Annotated in this window: 13 protein-coding genes; 7 read left to right on the top strand and 6 right to left on the bottom strand. The window is 70.9% G+C overall.

Going from position 1 to position 15,532, the window contains the following annotated elements; all coding sequences use genetic code 11:
- Positions 1–129: 129 nt before the first annotated feature.
- Positions 130–756: a DUF1349 domain-containing protein gene (locus AB0C22_RS05720; protein WP_357533705.1), complete on the bottom strand. Its 627-nt coding sequence runs from the start codon at positions 754–756 to the stop codon at positions 130–132.
- 88 nt (positions 757–844) lie between these two features.
- Here AB0C22_RS05720 and AB0C22_RS05725 point away from each other — a divergent pair, with 88 nt between their 5' ends.
- From AB0C22_RS05725 to AB0C22_RS05740, 4 genes are all read left to right on the top strand, one after another.
- Entirely contained in the window at positions 845–1,675 is an 831-nt protein-coding gene (locus tag AB0C22_RS05725) for a PIG-L family deacetylase (protein ID WP_357533707.1), read from the top strand.
- A gap of 199 nt (positions 1,676–1,874) precedes the next feature.
- Positions 1,875–4,118: a M4 family metallopeptidase gene (locus AB0C22_RS05730; protein WP_357533709.1), complete on the top strand. Its 2,244-nt coding sequence runs from the start codon at positions 1,875–1,877 to the stop codon at positions 4,116–4,118.
- A gap of 165 nt (positions 4,119–4,283) precedes the next feature.
- Positions 4,284–5,411 carry a glycosyl hydrolase 53 family protein gene (locus AB0C22_RS05735; protein ID WP_208566185.1) on the top strand — a complete coding sequence of 376 codons (1,128 nt, stop codon included), beginning with the start codon at positions 4,284–4,286 and terminating at the stop codon, positions 5,409–5,411.
- 74 nt (positions 5,412–5,485) lie between these two features.
- Positions 5,486–5,950, top strand: a complete 465-nt coding sequence (locus AB0C22_RS05740) for a hypothetical protein (RefSeq protein WP_357533711.1) — start codon at positions 5,486–5,488, stop codon at positions 5,948–5,950.
- A 136-nt stretch (positions 5,951–6,086) separates the two neighbouring features.
- Here the strand turns inward: AB0C22_RS05740 and AB0C22_RS05745 are convergent, their stop codons facing one another.
- The 5 genes from AB0C22_RS05745 to AB0C22_RS05765 all read right to left on the bottom strand — a co-directional run bounded on the left by AB0C22_RS05745 (position 6,087) and on the right by AB0C22_RS05765 (position 11,488).
- On the bottom strand, positions 6,087–6,827 hold the full coding sequence (locus AB0C22_RS05745; protein WP_219461403.1) for a cellulose binding domain-containing protein: 741 nt from the start codon (positions 6,825–6,827) through the stop codon (positions 6,087–6,089).
- Between the two features lie 398 nt (positions 6,828–7,225).
- On the bottom strand, positions 7,226–8,248 hold the full coding sequence (locus AB0C22_RS05750; protein WP_208566188.1) for a LacI family DNA-binding transcriptional regulator: 1,023 nt from the start codon (positions 8,246–8,248) through the stop codon (positions 7,226–7,228).
- Between the two features lie 58 nt (positions 8,249–8,306).
- Positions 8,307–9,146, bottom strand: coding sequence for a carbohydrate ABC transporter permease (locus AB0C22_RS05755; RefSeq protein ID WP_208566189.1), 840 nt, complete (start codon positions 9,144–9,146; stop codon positions 8,307–8,309).
- Positions 9,143–10,141, bottom strand: coding sequence for a sugar ABC transporter permease (locus AB0C22_RS05760; RefSeq protein ID WP_219461401.1), 999 nt, complete (start codon positions 10,139–10,141; stop codon positions 9,143–9,145). The genes AB0C22_RS05755 and AB0C22_RS05760 overlap by 4 nt, the downstream gene beginning before the upstream one ends.
- Before the next feature lie 54 nt (positions 10,142–10,195).
- Positions 10,196–11,488: an extracellular solute-binding protein gene (locus AB0C22_RS05765; protein ID WP_208566191.1), complete on the bottom strand. Its 1,293-nt coding sequence runs from the start codon at positions 11,486–11,488 to the stop codon at positions 10,196–10,198.
- 244 nt (positions 11,489–11,732) lie between these two features.
- Here AB0C22_RS05765 and AB0C22_RS05770 point away from each other — a divergent pair, with 244 nt between their 5' ends.
- From AB0C22_RS05770 to AB0C22_RS05780, 3 genes are all read left to right on the top strand, one after another.
- Positions 11,733–13,358, top strand: a complete 1,626-nt coding sequence (locus AB0C22_RS05770; protein WP_219461395.1) for a glycoside hydrolase family 43 protein — start codon at positions 11,733–11,735, stop codon at positions 13,356–13,358.
- A gap of 294 nt (positions 13,359–13,652) precedes the next feature.
- A complete protein-coding gene (locus tag AB0C22_RS05775) occupies positions 13,653–14,846 on the top strand; it encodes an endo-1,4-beta-xylanase (protein WP_357533714.1) in 1,194 nt (397 codons plus the stop codon).
- An 8-nt stretch (positions 14,847–14,854) separates the two neighbouring features.
- A complete protein-coding gene (locus AB0C22_RS05780) occupies positions 14,855–15,451 on the top strand; it encodes a polysaccharide deacetylase family protein (RefSeq protein WP_357533716.1) in 597 nt (198 codons plus the stop codon).
- Positions 15,452–15,532: the final 81 nt, after the last annotated feature.

Consider the following 15,532-nt stretch of genomic DNA (forward strand, 5'->3'; position numbering starts at 1 on the left):
ACCTGCTCCTGTCGGCCGGTCACACCGGCGGGCCCGGCGGCCAGCACCGGAACCTCGTCCGGGGTGACGCCGTGCGGGTCGAACGTCCGCACGCACCCGAAGGGTCGGCGGCGACGACCGGGGTACGGGTCAGGAGCCGTCGCGCAGGTCGGCCAGCCGGTCGCGGGTGAAGTGGATGTCGTCGAAGGTGACCCGGCAGCCGTCCCCGATCGGCGACTGCGCCTCGAAACCGATCGTGGCGCCGGTGGCCGCACCGTCGACGGTGAAGTACCGGACCATCCGCCAGGTCCGCCCGTCGACCGAGGCGTGGTACGCGAACGCGTGGTCGATCCGGGACACCCGCAGCCACACCGAACGGCCGTCGACGACGAAGGCGTTGGCGTCGTCGGCGACCCCCCGGCCGACCACCGAGACGATCATGGGCTCGCCGTCGGGAGAGAACTCGAAGCAGAGTTTGCCCCAGTGCCGCTCGTCGACCCAGAGCAGCAGCACCCCGGCGTCGTAGGTCGCCGCGAAGTCGACGCCGACCCGGGCGCTGAACTGGAAGTCGCCGTCCGGGGGCAGACCGAGCAGGGTGGCCGCGGTGATCGTCGGCTCGGCGTGGAGCGGGTCGCCCGACGCCGGGTCGATGAAGATGTCGGTGCGCGGGGCGGCCGACGCGCTCACCACACCGTCCGCCTCGGCGATCGTCCACGCCGCCTCGGGAGACGGGGACAGGGTGAACGGCAGACCCGGGACGTTCCAGGTGGTGGTCATGGCGTCCATTATCTGCCGGGGCGCCGGCACACGTTGTCCCGGTGGGCCGGTACCCGCCGTCGTCGGTCGGGACGCCTAGGGTGAGGGTATGGCTGAGCGAGGTCTGACCCTGATGGCGGTGCACGCGCACCCCGACGACGAGGCGACGAGCACCGGCGGCGTGCTGGCCCGGTATGCGGCGGAGGGCATCACCACGGTGCTGGTGACCTGCACCGACGGGCGGTGCGGCGACGGTCCCGGCGGGGTGAAGCCGGGCGATGCGGGGCACGACCCGGCCGCCGTGGTGGCGATGCGGCAGGAGGAGTTGGAGGCCAGCTGCGCGGCGTTGAAGGTCAGCCACCTGGAGACGCTCGGCTACGCCGACTCCGGGATGATGGGCTGGCCGACCAACGAGTCGCCGGGCGCGTTCTGGACCACTCCGGTGGTGGAGGCGGCGGACCGGCTGGCGGAGCTGATCCGGCACTACCGCCCGGACGTGGTGGTCACCTACGACGAGAACGGCTTCTACGGCCACCCCGACCACATCCAGGCCCACCGGATCACCATGGCCGCCGTGGCGATGACCGACATCCCGGCGAAGGTGTACTGGACCACCGTGCCGCGCACGGCGTTCGCGGAGTTCGGTCGGGTGATGAAGGAGCTGGGCGTCGAGTGGGCCGAGCCGGACGCGGCGGACGCGCCGGGGCCGCAGCTCGGTCTGCCCGACGACGAGATCACCACCTGGGTGGACACCAGCAGTTTCGGCGTGCAGAAGTTCGACGCGCTGGCCGCCCACGCCAGCCAGACCGAGAACATCTTCTTCCTGCGGATGGGCCGGGACCGGTTCGTCGAGCTGATGGGTCGGGAGACCTTCGTCCGGGTCCGCGACACCACCGGGGCGGCGCTGCCGGAGGACGACCTGTTCGCCGGCCTGCGCTGACGGCGCGAGCGGGTGTTGCCGGGGTGTTCCGTCCGTAACAGGGATGGAACACCCCCGGCACAACTCGTCGGTCATACCATCGCCCGGATGGGCAACTCGGTATGAATAGCCATCGACAACTGTCTTCCCAGACTCTCCACAGCCGACGATGATCTCGCTATCGAAAGATGCGAGAGCATCTCGGATTGGGGAGGTCAGTTTGAGATCAGCCCTAGCGCTGGCCGGCGTCACCATGCTGGTCGGCAGCGGTCTCGTGGTCACCACCACGAGCGTGTCCGCAGCCCCACCATCCACCCCGGGGCCGGCGCTGGTCGCCGCCGCCGACACCGCCCTCAAGGATCACGCCGGAGCCGTCAGGTCCTCGGCGAAGGACCGCTACGCCGTGCACAGCAGCCGGCGGGACGCCAAGGGCGGCGGCGCGGTCCGCTACACCCGCACCTACGACGGGCTGCGCGTCTACGGCGGCGACTTCGTGATCCGCACCGAGGCCGACGGCGACTACGCGGGCAGTTCGGTCGGCCTGGCCGCTCCGCTGACCCTCGCCACCACCCCGAAGGTCACCGCCGCCAAGGCGCGCAAGGCGGCGACCGCCGAGTTCTCCGGCAAGGTCACCGGCACCGGCGCGGCGGAGCTGTTCGTCGACGCCAGCAGCGGCACCGGGCGGCTCGCCTGGGAGACCGTGGTCACCGGTTGGGCGCCGGACGGGCAGACCCCCTCCAAGCTGCACGTGATCAGCGACGCGCTCACCGGCGCCCGGATCGGCTCGTACGACGAGATCGAGTCCGTCGTCGGCACCGGCAACAGCGTCTACGCCGGCCCGGTCGCGGTCGATACCACGCTGTCCGGTGCGACGTACAGCCTGATCGACCCGACCCGGGGCAACGGTCGGACCTGCGACATGAACAACGGCACGTCGACCTGCACCACGTTCACCGACGCCGACAACGTGTGGGGCACCGGGGCACCCTCGAACCGGCAGTCCGCCGCGGTCGACGCGCACTTCGGCGCGGCGGCGACCTTCGACTACTTCACCAACGTGCACGGCCGCAACGGCATCTTCGGCAACGGCACCGGCGTGCCGAGCCGGGTGCACTACGGCAACGCCTACGTCAACGCCTTCTGGGACGGCGCGCAGATGACCTACGGCGACGGCGCGGGCAACGCCAAGCCGCTGGTCTCGCTCGACGTGGCCGGCCACGAGATGTCCCACGGTGTCACCGAGAACGTGGTGCCCGGCGGCCTGACCTACTCCGGCGAGTCCGGCGGCCTCAACGAGGCCACCAGCGACATCTTCGGCAACATGGTGGAGTTCTACGCCAACACCACCGCCGACCCGGGCGACTACCAGGTCGGCGAAAAGATCAACATCAACGGCAACGGCACCCCGCTGCGCTACATGTACAACCCGACGCTGGACGGCTCCTCGCACGGCTGCTGGTCGAGCAGCACCAACAGCATCGACGTGCACTACTCCTCCGGCGTGGCCAACCACTTCTTCTTCAACCTGGCCGAGGGCTCCGGGGCGACCTCGTACGGCACCTCGCCGCTCTGCGGGTCGGCCCCGCCGGTCACCGGCATCGGCCGGCAGAAGGCGGAGAAGATCTGGTTCCGCGCCCTGGACGCGTACTTCGTGTCGAACACCCGCTACGTGAACACCGCCCAGCCGACCAACACCGCGCGGCTGCACACCCTGTCGGCCGCCACCGACCTGTACGGCCTGTGCTCCACCGAGTACAAGGCGGTGATGGCCGCCTGGACCTCGGTGAACGTGACCGGCACCGAGTCCTGCGCCGCCAACGACTTCTCCGTCTCGGTCGCCCCGACGACGCTCACCCTCAACCCGGGTACCTCGGGCACCGCCACGGTCTCCACCACGGTCGTCCGGGGCACCGCCGAGACGGTCACCTTCTCGACCGGCCCGCTGCCGGCCGGGGTGACCGTCTCGTTCAGCCCGACGTCGGTCACCGCCGGTGGGTCGACCACCGTCACGGTCACCGCCGCCGCCACTGCCGGCAGCGGCACGGTGGCGATCACGGTGGTGGGCACCTCGCCCTCGATCGCCCGCACGGCCACCCTGAACCTGACGGTGAACGGGCTGCCGGGCTGCTCCGGCACCAACGGCACCGACGTGCCGATCGCCGACAACTCGACGGTGGAGAGCACCATCGTGATCAGCGGTTGCGCGGCGACCCCGTCGACCGCGAGCAAGGTCGAGGTGCACATCGTGCACACCTACATCGGTGACCTGGTGGTCAGCCTGGTCGCCCCGGACGGCAGCGTCTACACGTTGCAGAGCCGCTCCGGGGGCAGCACCGACAACATCGACCAGACGTACACCGTGAACCTCTCCTCCGAGGTGGCGAACGGGAGCTGGAAGCTGCGGGTCCAGGACGCGGCGAGCCTCGACACCGGTTACGTCAACAGTTGGAGCCTGAACCTCTGACAGTGGCACGGCGGGCGGGCCATCCGGGCTTCCGGGTGGCCCGCTTCGCGTCGCCGGCACGGAGTCGACCGCCCCACACCCCGCTATAGTCAAGTCTGTCTATTGGTGTCGCCGCCCCGACGCCGGCAGGTCCCCCACCACCACCCCACCACCGAGGAGGTCCGGATGACTCCGTACCGCTCCCGCCTGCGGGCCTGGGCCGTCGCGTTCCTCGCGGCGGTCGCCCTGCCGGCCGCCCTGCTCGGCCCGCCGACGTCGGCGTCGGCCGCGAACACCCTGACCATGCTCGGCGCGGACGTCTCCTCCGTGCAGCGCAGCCTGGACCTCGGCGCGCGATACTACGACGCCGGCGGCACCGCCCGCGACCCGCTCGACATCCTCAAGGGCCTCGGCGTCAACTACGTCCGGCTGCGGGTGTGGAACAACCCGGCCAGCGGCTGGAACAACAAGGCGAAGGTGCTGGCGTACGCGAAGACGGTCAAGGCCAAGGGCCTCAAGTTGATGATCGACTTCCACTACTCCGACACCTGGGCCGACCCGGGCAAGCAGTACAAGCCGGCAGCCTGGGCCAACCACGGCATCGGCCAGCTCCAGACCGACGTCTACAACTACACCTCCGACGTCTGCACCAGCCTGCGCAACCAGGGCACCACCCCGGACAGCGTGCAGATCGGCAACGAGATCAACGTCGGCATGCTCTGGAACGACGGCAAGGTCGTCAACAACGACTTCACCAACCTCAGCCTGCTGCTCAAGGCCGGCTACCAGGCCACCAAGGCGTGCAACGGCGGAACCCAGGTGATCATCCACACCGCGAACGCGGACAGCATGGACCACGCCCGCTGGTTCTACGACGGCATCCGGGCCAAGGGCGTGCAGTGGGACCTGACCGCCCTGTCCTACTACTGCATGTGGCACGGCACGCTGGCCAACCTCTACAACGTCATCACCGACGTCCGCACCCGGTACGGCAAGCCGGTGGTGCTCACCGAGACGGCGTACCCGTTCACCGCCGCGAACGCCGACAACGAGGCGAACGCGATCAACGGCACCGAACCCTGCGCGGGTCACCAGGCGAGTTGGAGCGGCCAGGCCACCGAGTTCTCCTGGGTGCAGGACACCGCCCGCAACGCCGGCGCGGTCGGGGTCTTCTACTGGGAGCCGACCTGGTACGCGGTGCCGGGAAACGGCTGGGACCCGGCGAACATCAACGGCACCGGCAACCAGTGGGACAACATGGCCATCTTCAACTGGACCGGTCAGGTGAACCCGAGCATCCGCTGGCGGCCGTAGGCCGGGCGGAAGGCTTCCGTCCCGGTCGGCGGGCCACCGGCGGTGGCCCGCCGACCGGGCACTACCCTGGCGCGGTGCGATACGACGAGTGCGATACGGCCATCCGGGGGCTGGTCGACGCGGCCGACGAGGACGCCCTGCACGCCTTCGGGTTGGCGACCGTCACCCGCCTGTTGGCGGCCGACCTGATCGACGAGGCCGGCGCGGACGACCTCGACGAGGACGCGTGGGCGGCGCTGGCCGCCGCGCGGGAGCGGATCGCCACGGCCGACGCGGGCGAGCTGCGTTCCCACCTCGACCGCATCGACGAGGGCATCCTCGCCGACGGCGACATGGACCCCGGCCTGCTGATCGCCCTGTCGGCCCTCGAACACTGGACCACGTACCTGGAGGGGCACCGGCGCGGCGAGCTGCACGAGCTCGCCCTGCGCTCGGTCGAGGAGGTCGACCACCGGGTCTCGGCCGCGCTCGACGACTTCCTGGCCACACCGGAGATGGCCGCCGAGTACGCGCGGATCAGGCAGTCGCTGACCGGCTGACGGGTCACCGGGGCGGCGGGCCGCGCCGACGGCGGGCCGCCACCCCGGTGGGTGGCGGCCCGCCGGTGCGGACCTCAGTCCCGTGCGGTGCGCCCGCGCGCCGGCCCGGCCGTCGCCTGCCGGCCGGCGTCGACGGTCACCGGCCGCAGTTCAGCGTCAGCGGGCCCGGCGCGTTGGTCCAGACGAGCATGCCGAACGTCGTGCTGCCACCCGGGGCCAGCGTGCCGTTCCAGGAGGCGTTGCGCACCGTGACGTCGGGACCGGAGATGGTGAGCACACCGTTCCAGAGGGCCGAGATGCGCTCGTCGCCCAACCACCGCCAGGTGACCTGCCAGCCGTTGAGCGTCTCCTCGGCGGTGTTGCGCACGGTGACCGTGGCGGCGTACCCGCCGGTCCAGCGGTTGTCGAAGGTGATCGTCGCCCGGCACGACGCGGACCCGGCCGGCAGCGTCCGGACCGGACCGTTGATGACGTACGGGTCGTGCTTCTCCCCGGCGCTGAACCGGTACCAGTACTCGCTGTCCGGGGTCAGCCCGGTGACCGTGATCTCACCCTGCCGTTCCGGGCCGGACACCGCCGAGGCCACCGGGTTCAGCCAGGCCGTCGCGTCCTCCCGGCTGGCGAAGAGGACCAGGGTCATCGGCGGGTTGTAGCCGCACGGCGGGGTCATGAGCATCGAGTACCGGACGGTGATGCTCGTGGCGCTGGCCGACATGAACTGCCCGGAGACCGGCAGCGCCGGGGGGCACGCGTAGGTGGGGGTGGGAAGGGGCGTGGCCGAGAGCGCCGGCTGGGCCTGGGCGCCGGTGAGTGTGCCGGCCCAACCGGCCAGGGTCAGGGTCGTGGTCGCCAGCACCACGCCGAGCGTGCGGAGCATCCGTACCTCCGAGGGGTTGCGGGGGCACCGACGGCCGGGACGGGCCCGCGGTGCCGGATCCGGGACTGTCGCCCACCGTGCGGTGGGCGGGTGAGGTGCTGCGCGATCAGCGGCTGTCATGGCCGGGCGGATGCCGGACGGCCCGGTCGACGGGCGCGGAGGACCGACCGGTGGTCACCGTCGCGGACTGCCCGGCGCGGGGTGGCGCGGCCACCTCGCGTGTCCGACGAATCGGCGCACGAGTGGTCACGCTGGCTCCCGAGCGTGACGACGCCAGAACAGTCTGGCATTCGATGACTGTCGATGCAATGCTGTCCGATCGGGCCGCCCGGACCGGCCGACCGGCCGCTACGGACCACCCTCCGGCGTCGATCGGCCGACCGCCGACCCGGCCCGGATCAGCGGATACGCGGCGCGGCGGCGCTGTCCCGCACGACCAGATCGGTGGCGAGCTCCACCCGGGGGCTCTCGATCGTCTCGCCCCGGGCCAGCCGCAGCACGGTCCGGGCGGCCAGCATGCCCATCTCGGCCAGCGGCTGCCGGATCGTGGTCAGCGGCGGCGAGCACCAGCGGACCTCCGGCAGGTCGTCGAAGCCGACCACGCTGACGTCGTCCGGCACCCGTAGGCCACGCTTGCGGACCGCCTCGTAGACCCCGAGGGCCATCTGGTCGCTGGAGGCGAAGATCGCGGTGGGCGGTTCGGGCAGGCCCAGCAGGTGCATGCCGGCGGTGTAACCGGACTCGTGGTAGAAGTTACCCGGCCGGACCAGCCGGTCGTCGACGGCGAGACCGGCGGCGTCGAGCGCGGCCCGGTAGCCGTCCATCCGGGCCCGGCTGCACATCAGCTGCGGCGGGCCGGCGATGAAGCCGATCCGCCGGTGACCCAGGCCGAGCAGGTACTGGTTGGCGCGCAGGCTGCCCGCCCAGTTGGTCGCCCCGATCGTCGGGGCCTCCTGGGGGGCGACGCCGGCCGGGTCGACGATGACCACCGGCAGCCGCAGCCGGCGCAGCTCCGCCTGCAACGGCGGCTCCACCATCGAGGTCACGAAGATGACCCCCTCGGTGGAGCGGGTGCGCATGTTGTCCAGCCACTGCTTGGCCGACGAGGTCCGCCGGTGGATCGCCGACACGACGGTCCCGGCGCCGCTGGCCTGCGCGACGTCCTCCACGCCCCGGATGATCTCCACGGCCCAGGGGCTGTCCAGGTCGTTGAAGACCAGGTCGATCAGGGCGGACTGGGTACGGCGGGCCGCCGAGCGGGGGCGGTAGCCGTGCCGGGTGAGCAACTCCTCCACCCGTTCCCGGGTCTGCGGGGCGACGTCGGACCGGCCGTTGATCACCCGGGAGACCGTGGGCACCGAGACGCCCGCCAACCGCGCGATCATCGCGATGGTGACGTTCCTGCCGTTCTCGGAGCCCACGGTCACCCTTTCGGTCGGGGGAACTACGGTCGCAGAAGGCTATCGCAGCAGGTCGGGGTCACCCCTTGACGCTGCCGGAGAGCCCACCGATGAGCTGACGTTCGGCGATGGCATAGAAGCCCAGCGCCGGGATCATCGACAACACGACGTACGCGAGCACCTTGGCGGTGTCGTCGGAGTACTGCCCCTGGAACGCCTGGACCCCGAGGGGAAGCGTCCACCAACTCTGGTCGGTGAACACCACCAGCGGCAGCATGAAGTTGTTCCAACTGCTCACCAGCGCCAGCACCGAGACCGTGGCCAGGGCGGGCCGGGCCATCGGCAGCAGCACCCGCCAGAAGAACCCGAAGGGACCGCAGCCGTCGAGGGTCGCCGCCTCCTCGACCTCACCGGGAATGCTCCGGAAGAACTGCCGCAGGATGATGATGGTGATCGGCAGGCCGAAGGCGGCCTGGGGCAGGATCACCCCGAGCGGGTTGTCCAACAGCCCCATCCCGCGCAGCAGGATGAACAGCGGCAGGATCGCCACCGCGAAGGGGAACATCAGCCCGATCGCGAAGATGGTGACCAGGAACTCCCGCCCCCGGAAGGCGAACCGCGCGAAGACGTACGCGGCCATCGCCGCCGCCGCGACCACGACGAACGTGCTGGCCACGGCGATCAGGACGCTGTTGCCCACGTTGCGCCAGAACACCCCGGCGGTGAAGATCTCGACGTAGTTGCCCGGCACCCACGGGTCGGGCAGGCCGAGCGGGTTGGTGGAGAGCTGCCCGTTGTCCTTGAACCCACCGATCACCCCGAACCAGACCGGCACGACGATGAGCGCGCCGACGGCGATGCAGACGAGGTGCAACAGGAGGCGGCGGCCCCGCTGGGCCGGGTTCGCCGAGGTGGTCATCGCTGGTCTCCTTGGACGGTGAGGGCGCCCTCGGTGTCCCGACGCAGGACGACGCGCTGGTAGATGAGGGCGAAGACGAGGCTCAGCAGGAACATGATGATGCTGATCGCGCTGGCGTAGCCGACCTCGAAGCGGCGGAAGCCGAACTGGAACATCGTCACGGCCATGGTCTCCGAGGCGTGGATCGGCCCACCGCCGGTGAGCACCCAGACCATGTCGAAGAGCTGGATGGTGCCGATGACCGACAGGAACACGCTGATCCGGATGGTCGGGCCGAGCAGCGGCAGGGTGACGAGCCGGAACGCCTGCCACGCGTTGGCCCCGTCGGTGACCGCCGCCTCGTTGAGCTCCTTGGGGATGTTCTGCCGGGCCGCCAGGAAGAGGATCATGTAGAGGCCGAAGTACTTCCAGGAGACCACCAGGAAGACGGCGTACAGGACGGTGTCCGGGTCGGCGAAGACGGCCCCGGCGTCGGCCCCCAGGAACCGGGAGATGGCGTCACCGAACCCCCGGTTGGGTGAGAACACCAGGTTGAACAGGACCGCGGTGGTGACCTCGGACAGCACGTACGGGGCGAAGAAGATCACCCGGTAGATCGCGCGCCCCCGTAGCGGCTGGTTGAGCAGCATCGCCAGGCCCATCGCGACCGGCAGCTGGACCGCCAGGGAGAGCACGATCAGCACGAGCCCGTGCCACAGGTCGCCCCGGAACACCGGGTCGCCGAAGGCCCGGGTGTAGTTGTCCAGCCCGATGAAGTTCTCGGGCAGACCGAAGCCGTTCCACTTGTAGAGGCTGGCGTAGCCGGCCACCACGATGGGGGCCAGCACCAGCAGCAGGAACAGCACCAGGGACGGGGCCAGGAAGACGGCGAGGGCCCGGCGACGGCCCGGCCGGGGCCGGCGGCCGGTACGGCGTACGCCGCCCGGCCCCGGCCCCGACGGTTCGGTCACTCGGCCGCCGGGTCCCGCATTCGACAGGATCGATGGCGTGGTCATGCCTGCTCCACTCAGTTCTCGCCGGCGGCTGGTGATCGATGGGGTGGGACGGTACTACTGGGTCTTCGCCACCTGGGTGATGTCCTTGAGGATCTGCGCCGGCGACTTGCTGCCGGCGACCAGCGCGGCGACGCTGTCGTTGACCTGCTGGCCGACGGCGGGCGGGTAGGCCTGGTCGAGGTAGAGCTGGAAGCCGGTGGCGGCGGCCAGCGTCTGCGCGACGACCTTGTTGTTCGGGTCGGCGACGGCGTCGGTGGCTTCCTTGACCGTCGGCAGCACCGCGCCGGTCTTGGTGCTGCGACGCTGCACGTCGACGCTGAGCAGGGTCTTGAGGAAGTCCAGGGTGGCCGGCGGGGCGTCCTTGCCGACGGCGAAGCCGTTGCCGCCGCCGAACACCTCGGTGGCCGTGCCCTTGCCGCCGTCGACGGCCGGGAACGGGAAGAAGCCGAGCTTGTCGCCGAGCCCCTTCTTGCTGGTGGAGCTGGACGCCTGCACCGACGGGGCCCACTGCCCCATCAGCTCCAGCGCGGCACGGCCGTTGCCCATCGTGGCGGCCTGGCCGTCCGGGGAGCCGTACTCCGCGCCCAGGAAGCCCTTCTGGAACGGCTGGAGGTCGACCAGTTCCTTGAGCCGCTCACCGGCGGCCACGAAGTCGGGGGTCTCGAAGTTCTTGTCCTTGGCGGCCTGCTGGAGGGCACCGAGCCCGCCGATGCGCATGGACAGGTAGGCCCAGTAGAAGTGGGCGGGCCACTTGTCCTTGCCGGCCAGCGCGACCGGGGTGATCCCGGCGGCCTTGAGCTTGCGGACCACGTCGAGCAGCTCGGCCCAGGTGGCCGGCGGCGCGGTGATCTGCGCCTGGGCGAAGAGGTCCTTGTTGTACCAGAAGCCGACCATCCCGATGTCGAACGGCACCCCGTAGATCTTGCCGTCCACGGTGTACGGCTCCAGGGACAGCGGCAGCAGGCCGTCCTTCCACGGGGCGATGGTCTCGGTGAGGTCCTTGACCAGACCCGCGTCGACCTGCTGCTTGAGCACCCCGCCGCCCCAGGACTGGAACAGGTCGGGCGGGGAGCCGGCCTGGGTGGCGGTGGTCAGCTTGGCCTTGAACGCCTCGTTCTCCAGCGGCTGGATCTCGATCTTCACGTTGCTGTGCGCGCTCTGGTACTCCTGGGCCACCGCCGCCCAGACCGGCAGCATCGGCTCGGTGTTCTGGATGTGCCACCAGTTGATCGTCTGCGGGGCGTCCGGGTCGTCGGAGGCGTCGTCGCTGCAGCCGCTGAGCAGGTACGCGCCGGCACCGGCGCCGACGAGGCCGAGCAGCGATCTGCGGGAGAGGTGGGCGGTCATGATCCATCCCTTCGGGGGACTCACGAGGTGCTCGGGTGCCGGTCGAGCCGGCGATTTCGAAACGTGTATCTCCGGAACTTTCAGAGCGTCGCCGGTATTACCGATCGATGGCGGGCACGCTACGAGCTGTTTCCGCGCGGGTCAAGACCTCTGTCCTATCGCGGCGAAAACGGCTAGCGTGTGCAGGGCCTCACCGACCATGGCCATGATTCCGAAAGTTTCGAGAGCTGCCCGAGGAGTGCCCGTGTCGACCGACACCGCTGAAGTGGCGACCGCTGCCCGGTCGATCCGCAACCCCGTCCTCGCCGGGTTCCACCCGGATCCGTCGATCCTGCGCGTCGGCGACGACTACTACCTGGCCACCTCGACCTTCGAGTGGTACCCCGGGGTCCGGCTGCACCACTCCCGCGACCTCGTGCACTGGCGGGCGCTGGGCGGGGTCGTCACCGACCGCCGCCTGCTCGACCTGCGCGGTTGCGGTGACTCCAACGGGATCTGGGCACCCGACCTGACCTACCACGACGGTCTGTTCCACCTCGTCTACAGCGACGTGGCCAGCTTCGCCAGCGGCTACTGGGACCCGCAGAACTTCCTGGTCACCGCGCCCGAGATCACCGGACCCTGGTCCGACCCGGTGAAGCTGCACGGGCGTGGCTTCGACGCCGCCCTGTTCCACGACGACGACGGCACCAGCTGGCTGCTCGCCATGAGCGCCGACTGGCGGCCCGGCCGGGACCGCTTCGCCGGCATCGAGATCCAGCAGTACGACCGGGCCGCACGCCGCCTCGTCGGCCGGCCCCGCATCCTGTTCACCGGCACCCCGGTCGGGGTCACCGAGGGCCCGCACCTCTACCGCCACGACGGCTGGTACTGGCTGATCACCGCGGAGGGCGGCACCAGCTGGGAGCACCAGGTCACGGTGGCCCGGTCCCGGGAGCTGTTCGGACCGTACGAGGTGGACCCGGACGGTCCGCTGCTCACCTCCGTCGGCCGGCCCGAGCTGCGGTTGCAGAAGGCCGGCCACGGCAGCCTGGTGCGCACCCCGGACGGCGGGTGGTACCTGGCCCACCTGGTCGGCCGTCCCTACTCTCCGCTGGGCAGCTGCGTGCTGGGCCGGGAGACGGCCATCCAGCGCGTCGAGTGGCCCACCGACGGTTGGCCGCGGATCCCCGGCGGCGTGCCGGCGGACGAGGTCGCCGCGCCGGACCTGCCGGCGCACCCGTGGCCGGCGGAGCCCGCCACCGACGACTTCGACGCCGCCGAGCTGGGCCCGGCGTGGTCGACGTTGCGTCGACCGGCCACCCCGGACTGGATCGACCTGCGGTCGCGCCCGTCGCACCTGCGGGTGCACGGTGGGCAGTCCCCGGTGGGCCGGCAGGCCCCCAGTCTGGTGGCCCGGCGGGTCGGCGCGACCCGGTGCACCCTCGACACGGTGGTCGAGTTCGACCCGGTCGACCACCGTCAGCTGGCCGGCATCACCGCCTACTACAACACCCTCAACTGGCACCACCTCTACCTGACCCGGGCCGACGACGGTCGGACGGTGCTGGAGCTGCTCAGCTCGGACAACGGCCGGCGTACCGCCTATCCGGAGCTGACCGTCGACACCGACGGGGCCACCCGGGTGGGTCTGCGGGCGGAGTTCGACGGCCCGGTGGTGCGCTTCGGCTACGACCTGGGCGCGGGCTGGCAGCAGCTACCGATCGACCTGGACGCGACCATCCTGTCCGACGAGCACGCCGCCCTGATCATCGACGGCGAGCCGGCAGCCTGGGGGTTCACCGGGGCGTTCCTGGGTCTCTGGGTCCAGGACCTCGGTGGCGACGGCGGCCACGCCGACTTCGACCGGGCCACCTACCGGGAGCACTGACCGCTCCCACACCCGTCACGACCGGCTCCGGGTGGGGCCGGTCGTGGCCGTGCCCGGGATACCGGGGGGCCGGATCTCGAAACTGTTGCGACGACCGGTCGACGGCCTGACCAGGAGTTCCGGAAGTTTCGATGGTTGACCCGGTGGGCTCGCGCTCGTAACGTTCCAGTCGGCTTCCGGAAATCGATGCACAACTATCGGTTGGCTCCGGTGCGGCCCGCCGTGGCGGTGCCGCGCCCCTCCCCCGCCCTCGCCGCCGTCGACCCGTCGACGCGCCTCGGGAAAGGACCGCAGATGATACTCAGACGGTGGATGGCTGCCGGGTTGGTCGCCGTCGCGACCGCCGGCGTGTTGAACGCCGTACCGGCCACCGCACAGCGGCCGTACGACCCGACCGCGCAGAGCCTGCGCGCCCTGGGCCAGCGCCACGGCCTGTACGTCGGCACCGCAGTCGACATGGCGGCCCTCAACGACCCCGCCGAGCCCCGCTACCGGGAGATCGTGCGCGACGAGTTCTCCACGGTCACCGCCGAGAACGTGATGAAGTGGGAGTCCCTGGAGCCGACCCGGGGCAACTACGACTGGTCGGCGGCCGACGAACTCGTCGCCACCGCCCGACGCAACGGCCAGAAGGTCCGGGGCCACGTGCTGGTCTGGCACAGCCAACTGCCCAAGTGGCTCACCGACGGGGTCGCCGACGGCTCCATCGACACCACCGAGTTGCGGTCGATCCTGCGCCGGCACATCACCACCGTCGCCAGCCGCTACCGGGGCAAGATCTGGCAGTGGGACGTGGTCAACGAGGCCGTCAGCGACCCCTGGGACACCCCGTCCACCCTGCACTACAAGGGTTTCTGGGCCGAGCACCTCGGCCCGGGTTACGTGGCCGACGCGTTCCGCTGGGCCCGCGCCGCCGACCCGACCGCCCTGCTGTTCTACAACGACTACAACATCGAGGCGTTCGGCTCCGGCGACCCGACCAACGACAAGACCCAGTTCGTGTACGACATGGTCAAGGGCCTGCTGGCCCGGGGCGTGCCGATCGACGGGGTCGGCAGCCAGGGTCACCTGGGCACCCAGTACGGCAACTACGACACCCTTCAGGTCGCCGACGCGCTGCACCGCTTCGCCGGGTTGGGGCTGTCCACCGCGTTCACCGAGGTCGACGTGCGCAGCCGGTTGACCGACGGGGTGCAGGCCGGCGACTCCGAGGAGATCAACCCACGGCTCCAGGCGTCCGCCGCGAACTTCCACGTGCTGTTGCAGGCCTGCCTGGCCGAGCCGCGTTGCCTGTCGTTCACCGTCTGGGGGTTCACCGACCGGCACTCCTGGGTACCCGGCACCTTCGACGACCCGCCGCAGGGCCTGGCCACCATCTACGACGAGAACTACCAGCCCAAGCGGGCGTACCAGGTGATGAAGGCCGACCTGATCTACGCCGGCCCACCGTACGTGCGGATGCGGGCCACGCCGAAGCCGCGCCGGTAGGCCGGCCGGTGGGCGCCGACATCCTCGACACGGCCCGGGGCGGCGGACGGACGGTCAGCCTCACCTTCGACGACGGCCCGAACCCCACCGACACGCTGCGCCTGCTCGGCGTCCTGCGGCGGCACCGGATCACGGCCGTGTTCCTCCTCTGCGGTGGGCAGGTCGAGGCCCACCCCGAGGTGGTCCGCAGGATCGTGGCCGACGGTCACCGGCTGGGAAACCACAGCATGCACCACGACGACATGACCACCTGGTCGCCCGGCCGGATCGAGGCGGATCTGCGGGAGACCAACGAGGCCATCCGGCGGGCCGTACCGGATGCCCGGATCCGCTACTTCCGTGCGCCCTACGGGGCCTGGGGGGCGAGTCCCGGCGTCGCCGCCGCGTTGGGCATGCGACCGCTCGGCTGGCGGCTGGCCGTCGGTGACTGGGAACCGCCGGGCACCGACGAGCTCGTCCGCCGGCTCCTCGACGGGGTCACCCCCGGCGCGGTGGTGCTGCTGCACGACGGCGGTGGGGACCGCAGCCAGAGCGTCGCCGCCGTCGACCGGGTCGCGCCCGTGCTGCGCGCACGACGCTGGCGGTTCACCCTGCCGGCCGACTGATCCGCTGCCGGCCCGCCCCGGCGGATCGGGCCGGCAGCAGGCGAAACGTACCGGCCGACCGGTTACGGCCGGTGCGGGTGG

The sequence above is a fragment of the Micromonospora sp. NPDC048894 genome, assembly GCF_040649765.1.
In the GTDB taxonomy this organism is placed as follows: Bacteria; Actinomycetota; Actinomycetes; order Mycobacteriales; family Micromonosporaceae; genus Micromonospora; species Micromonospora antibiotica.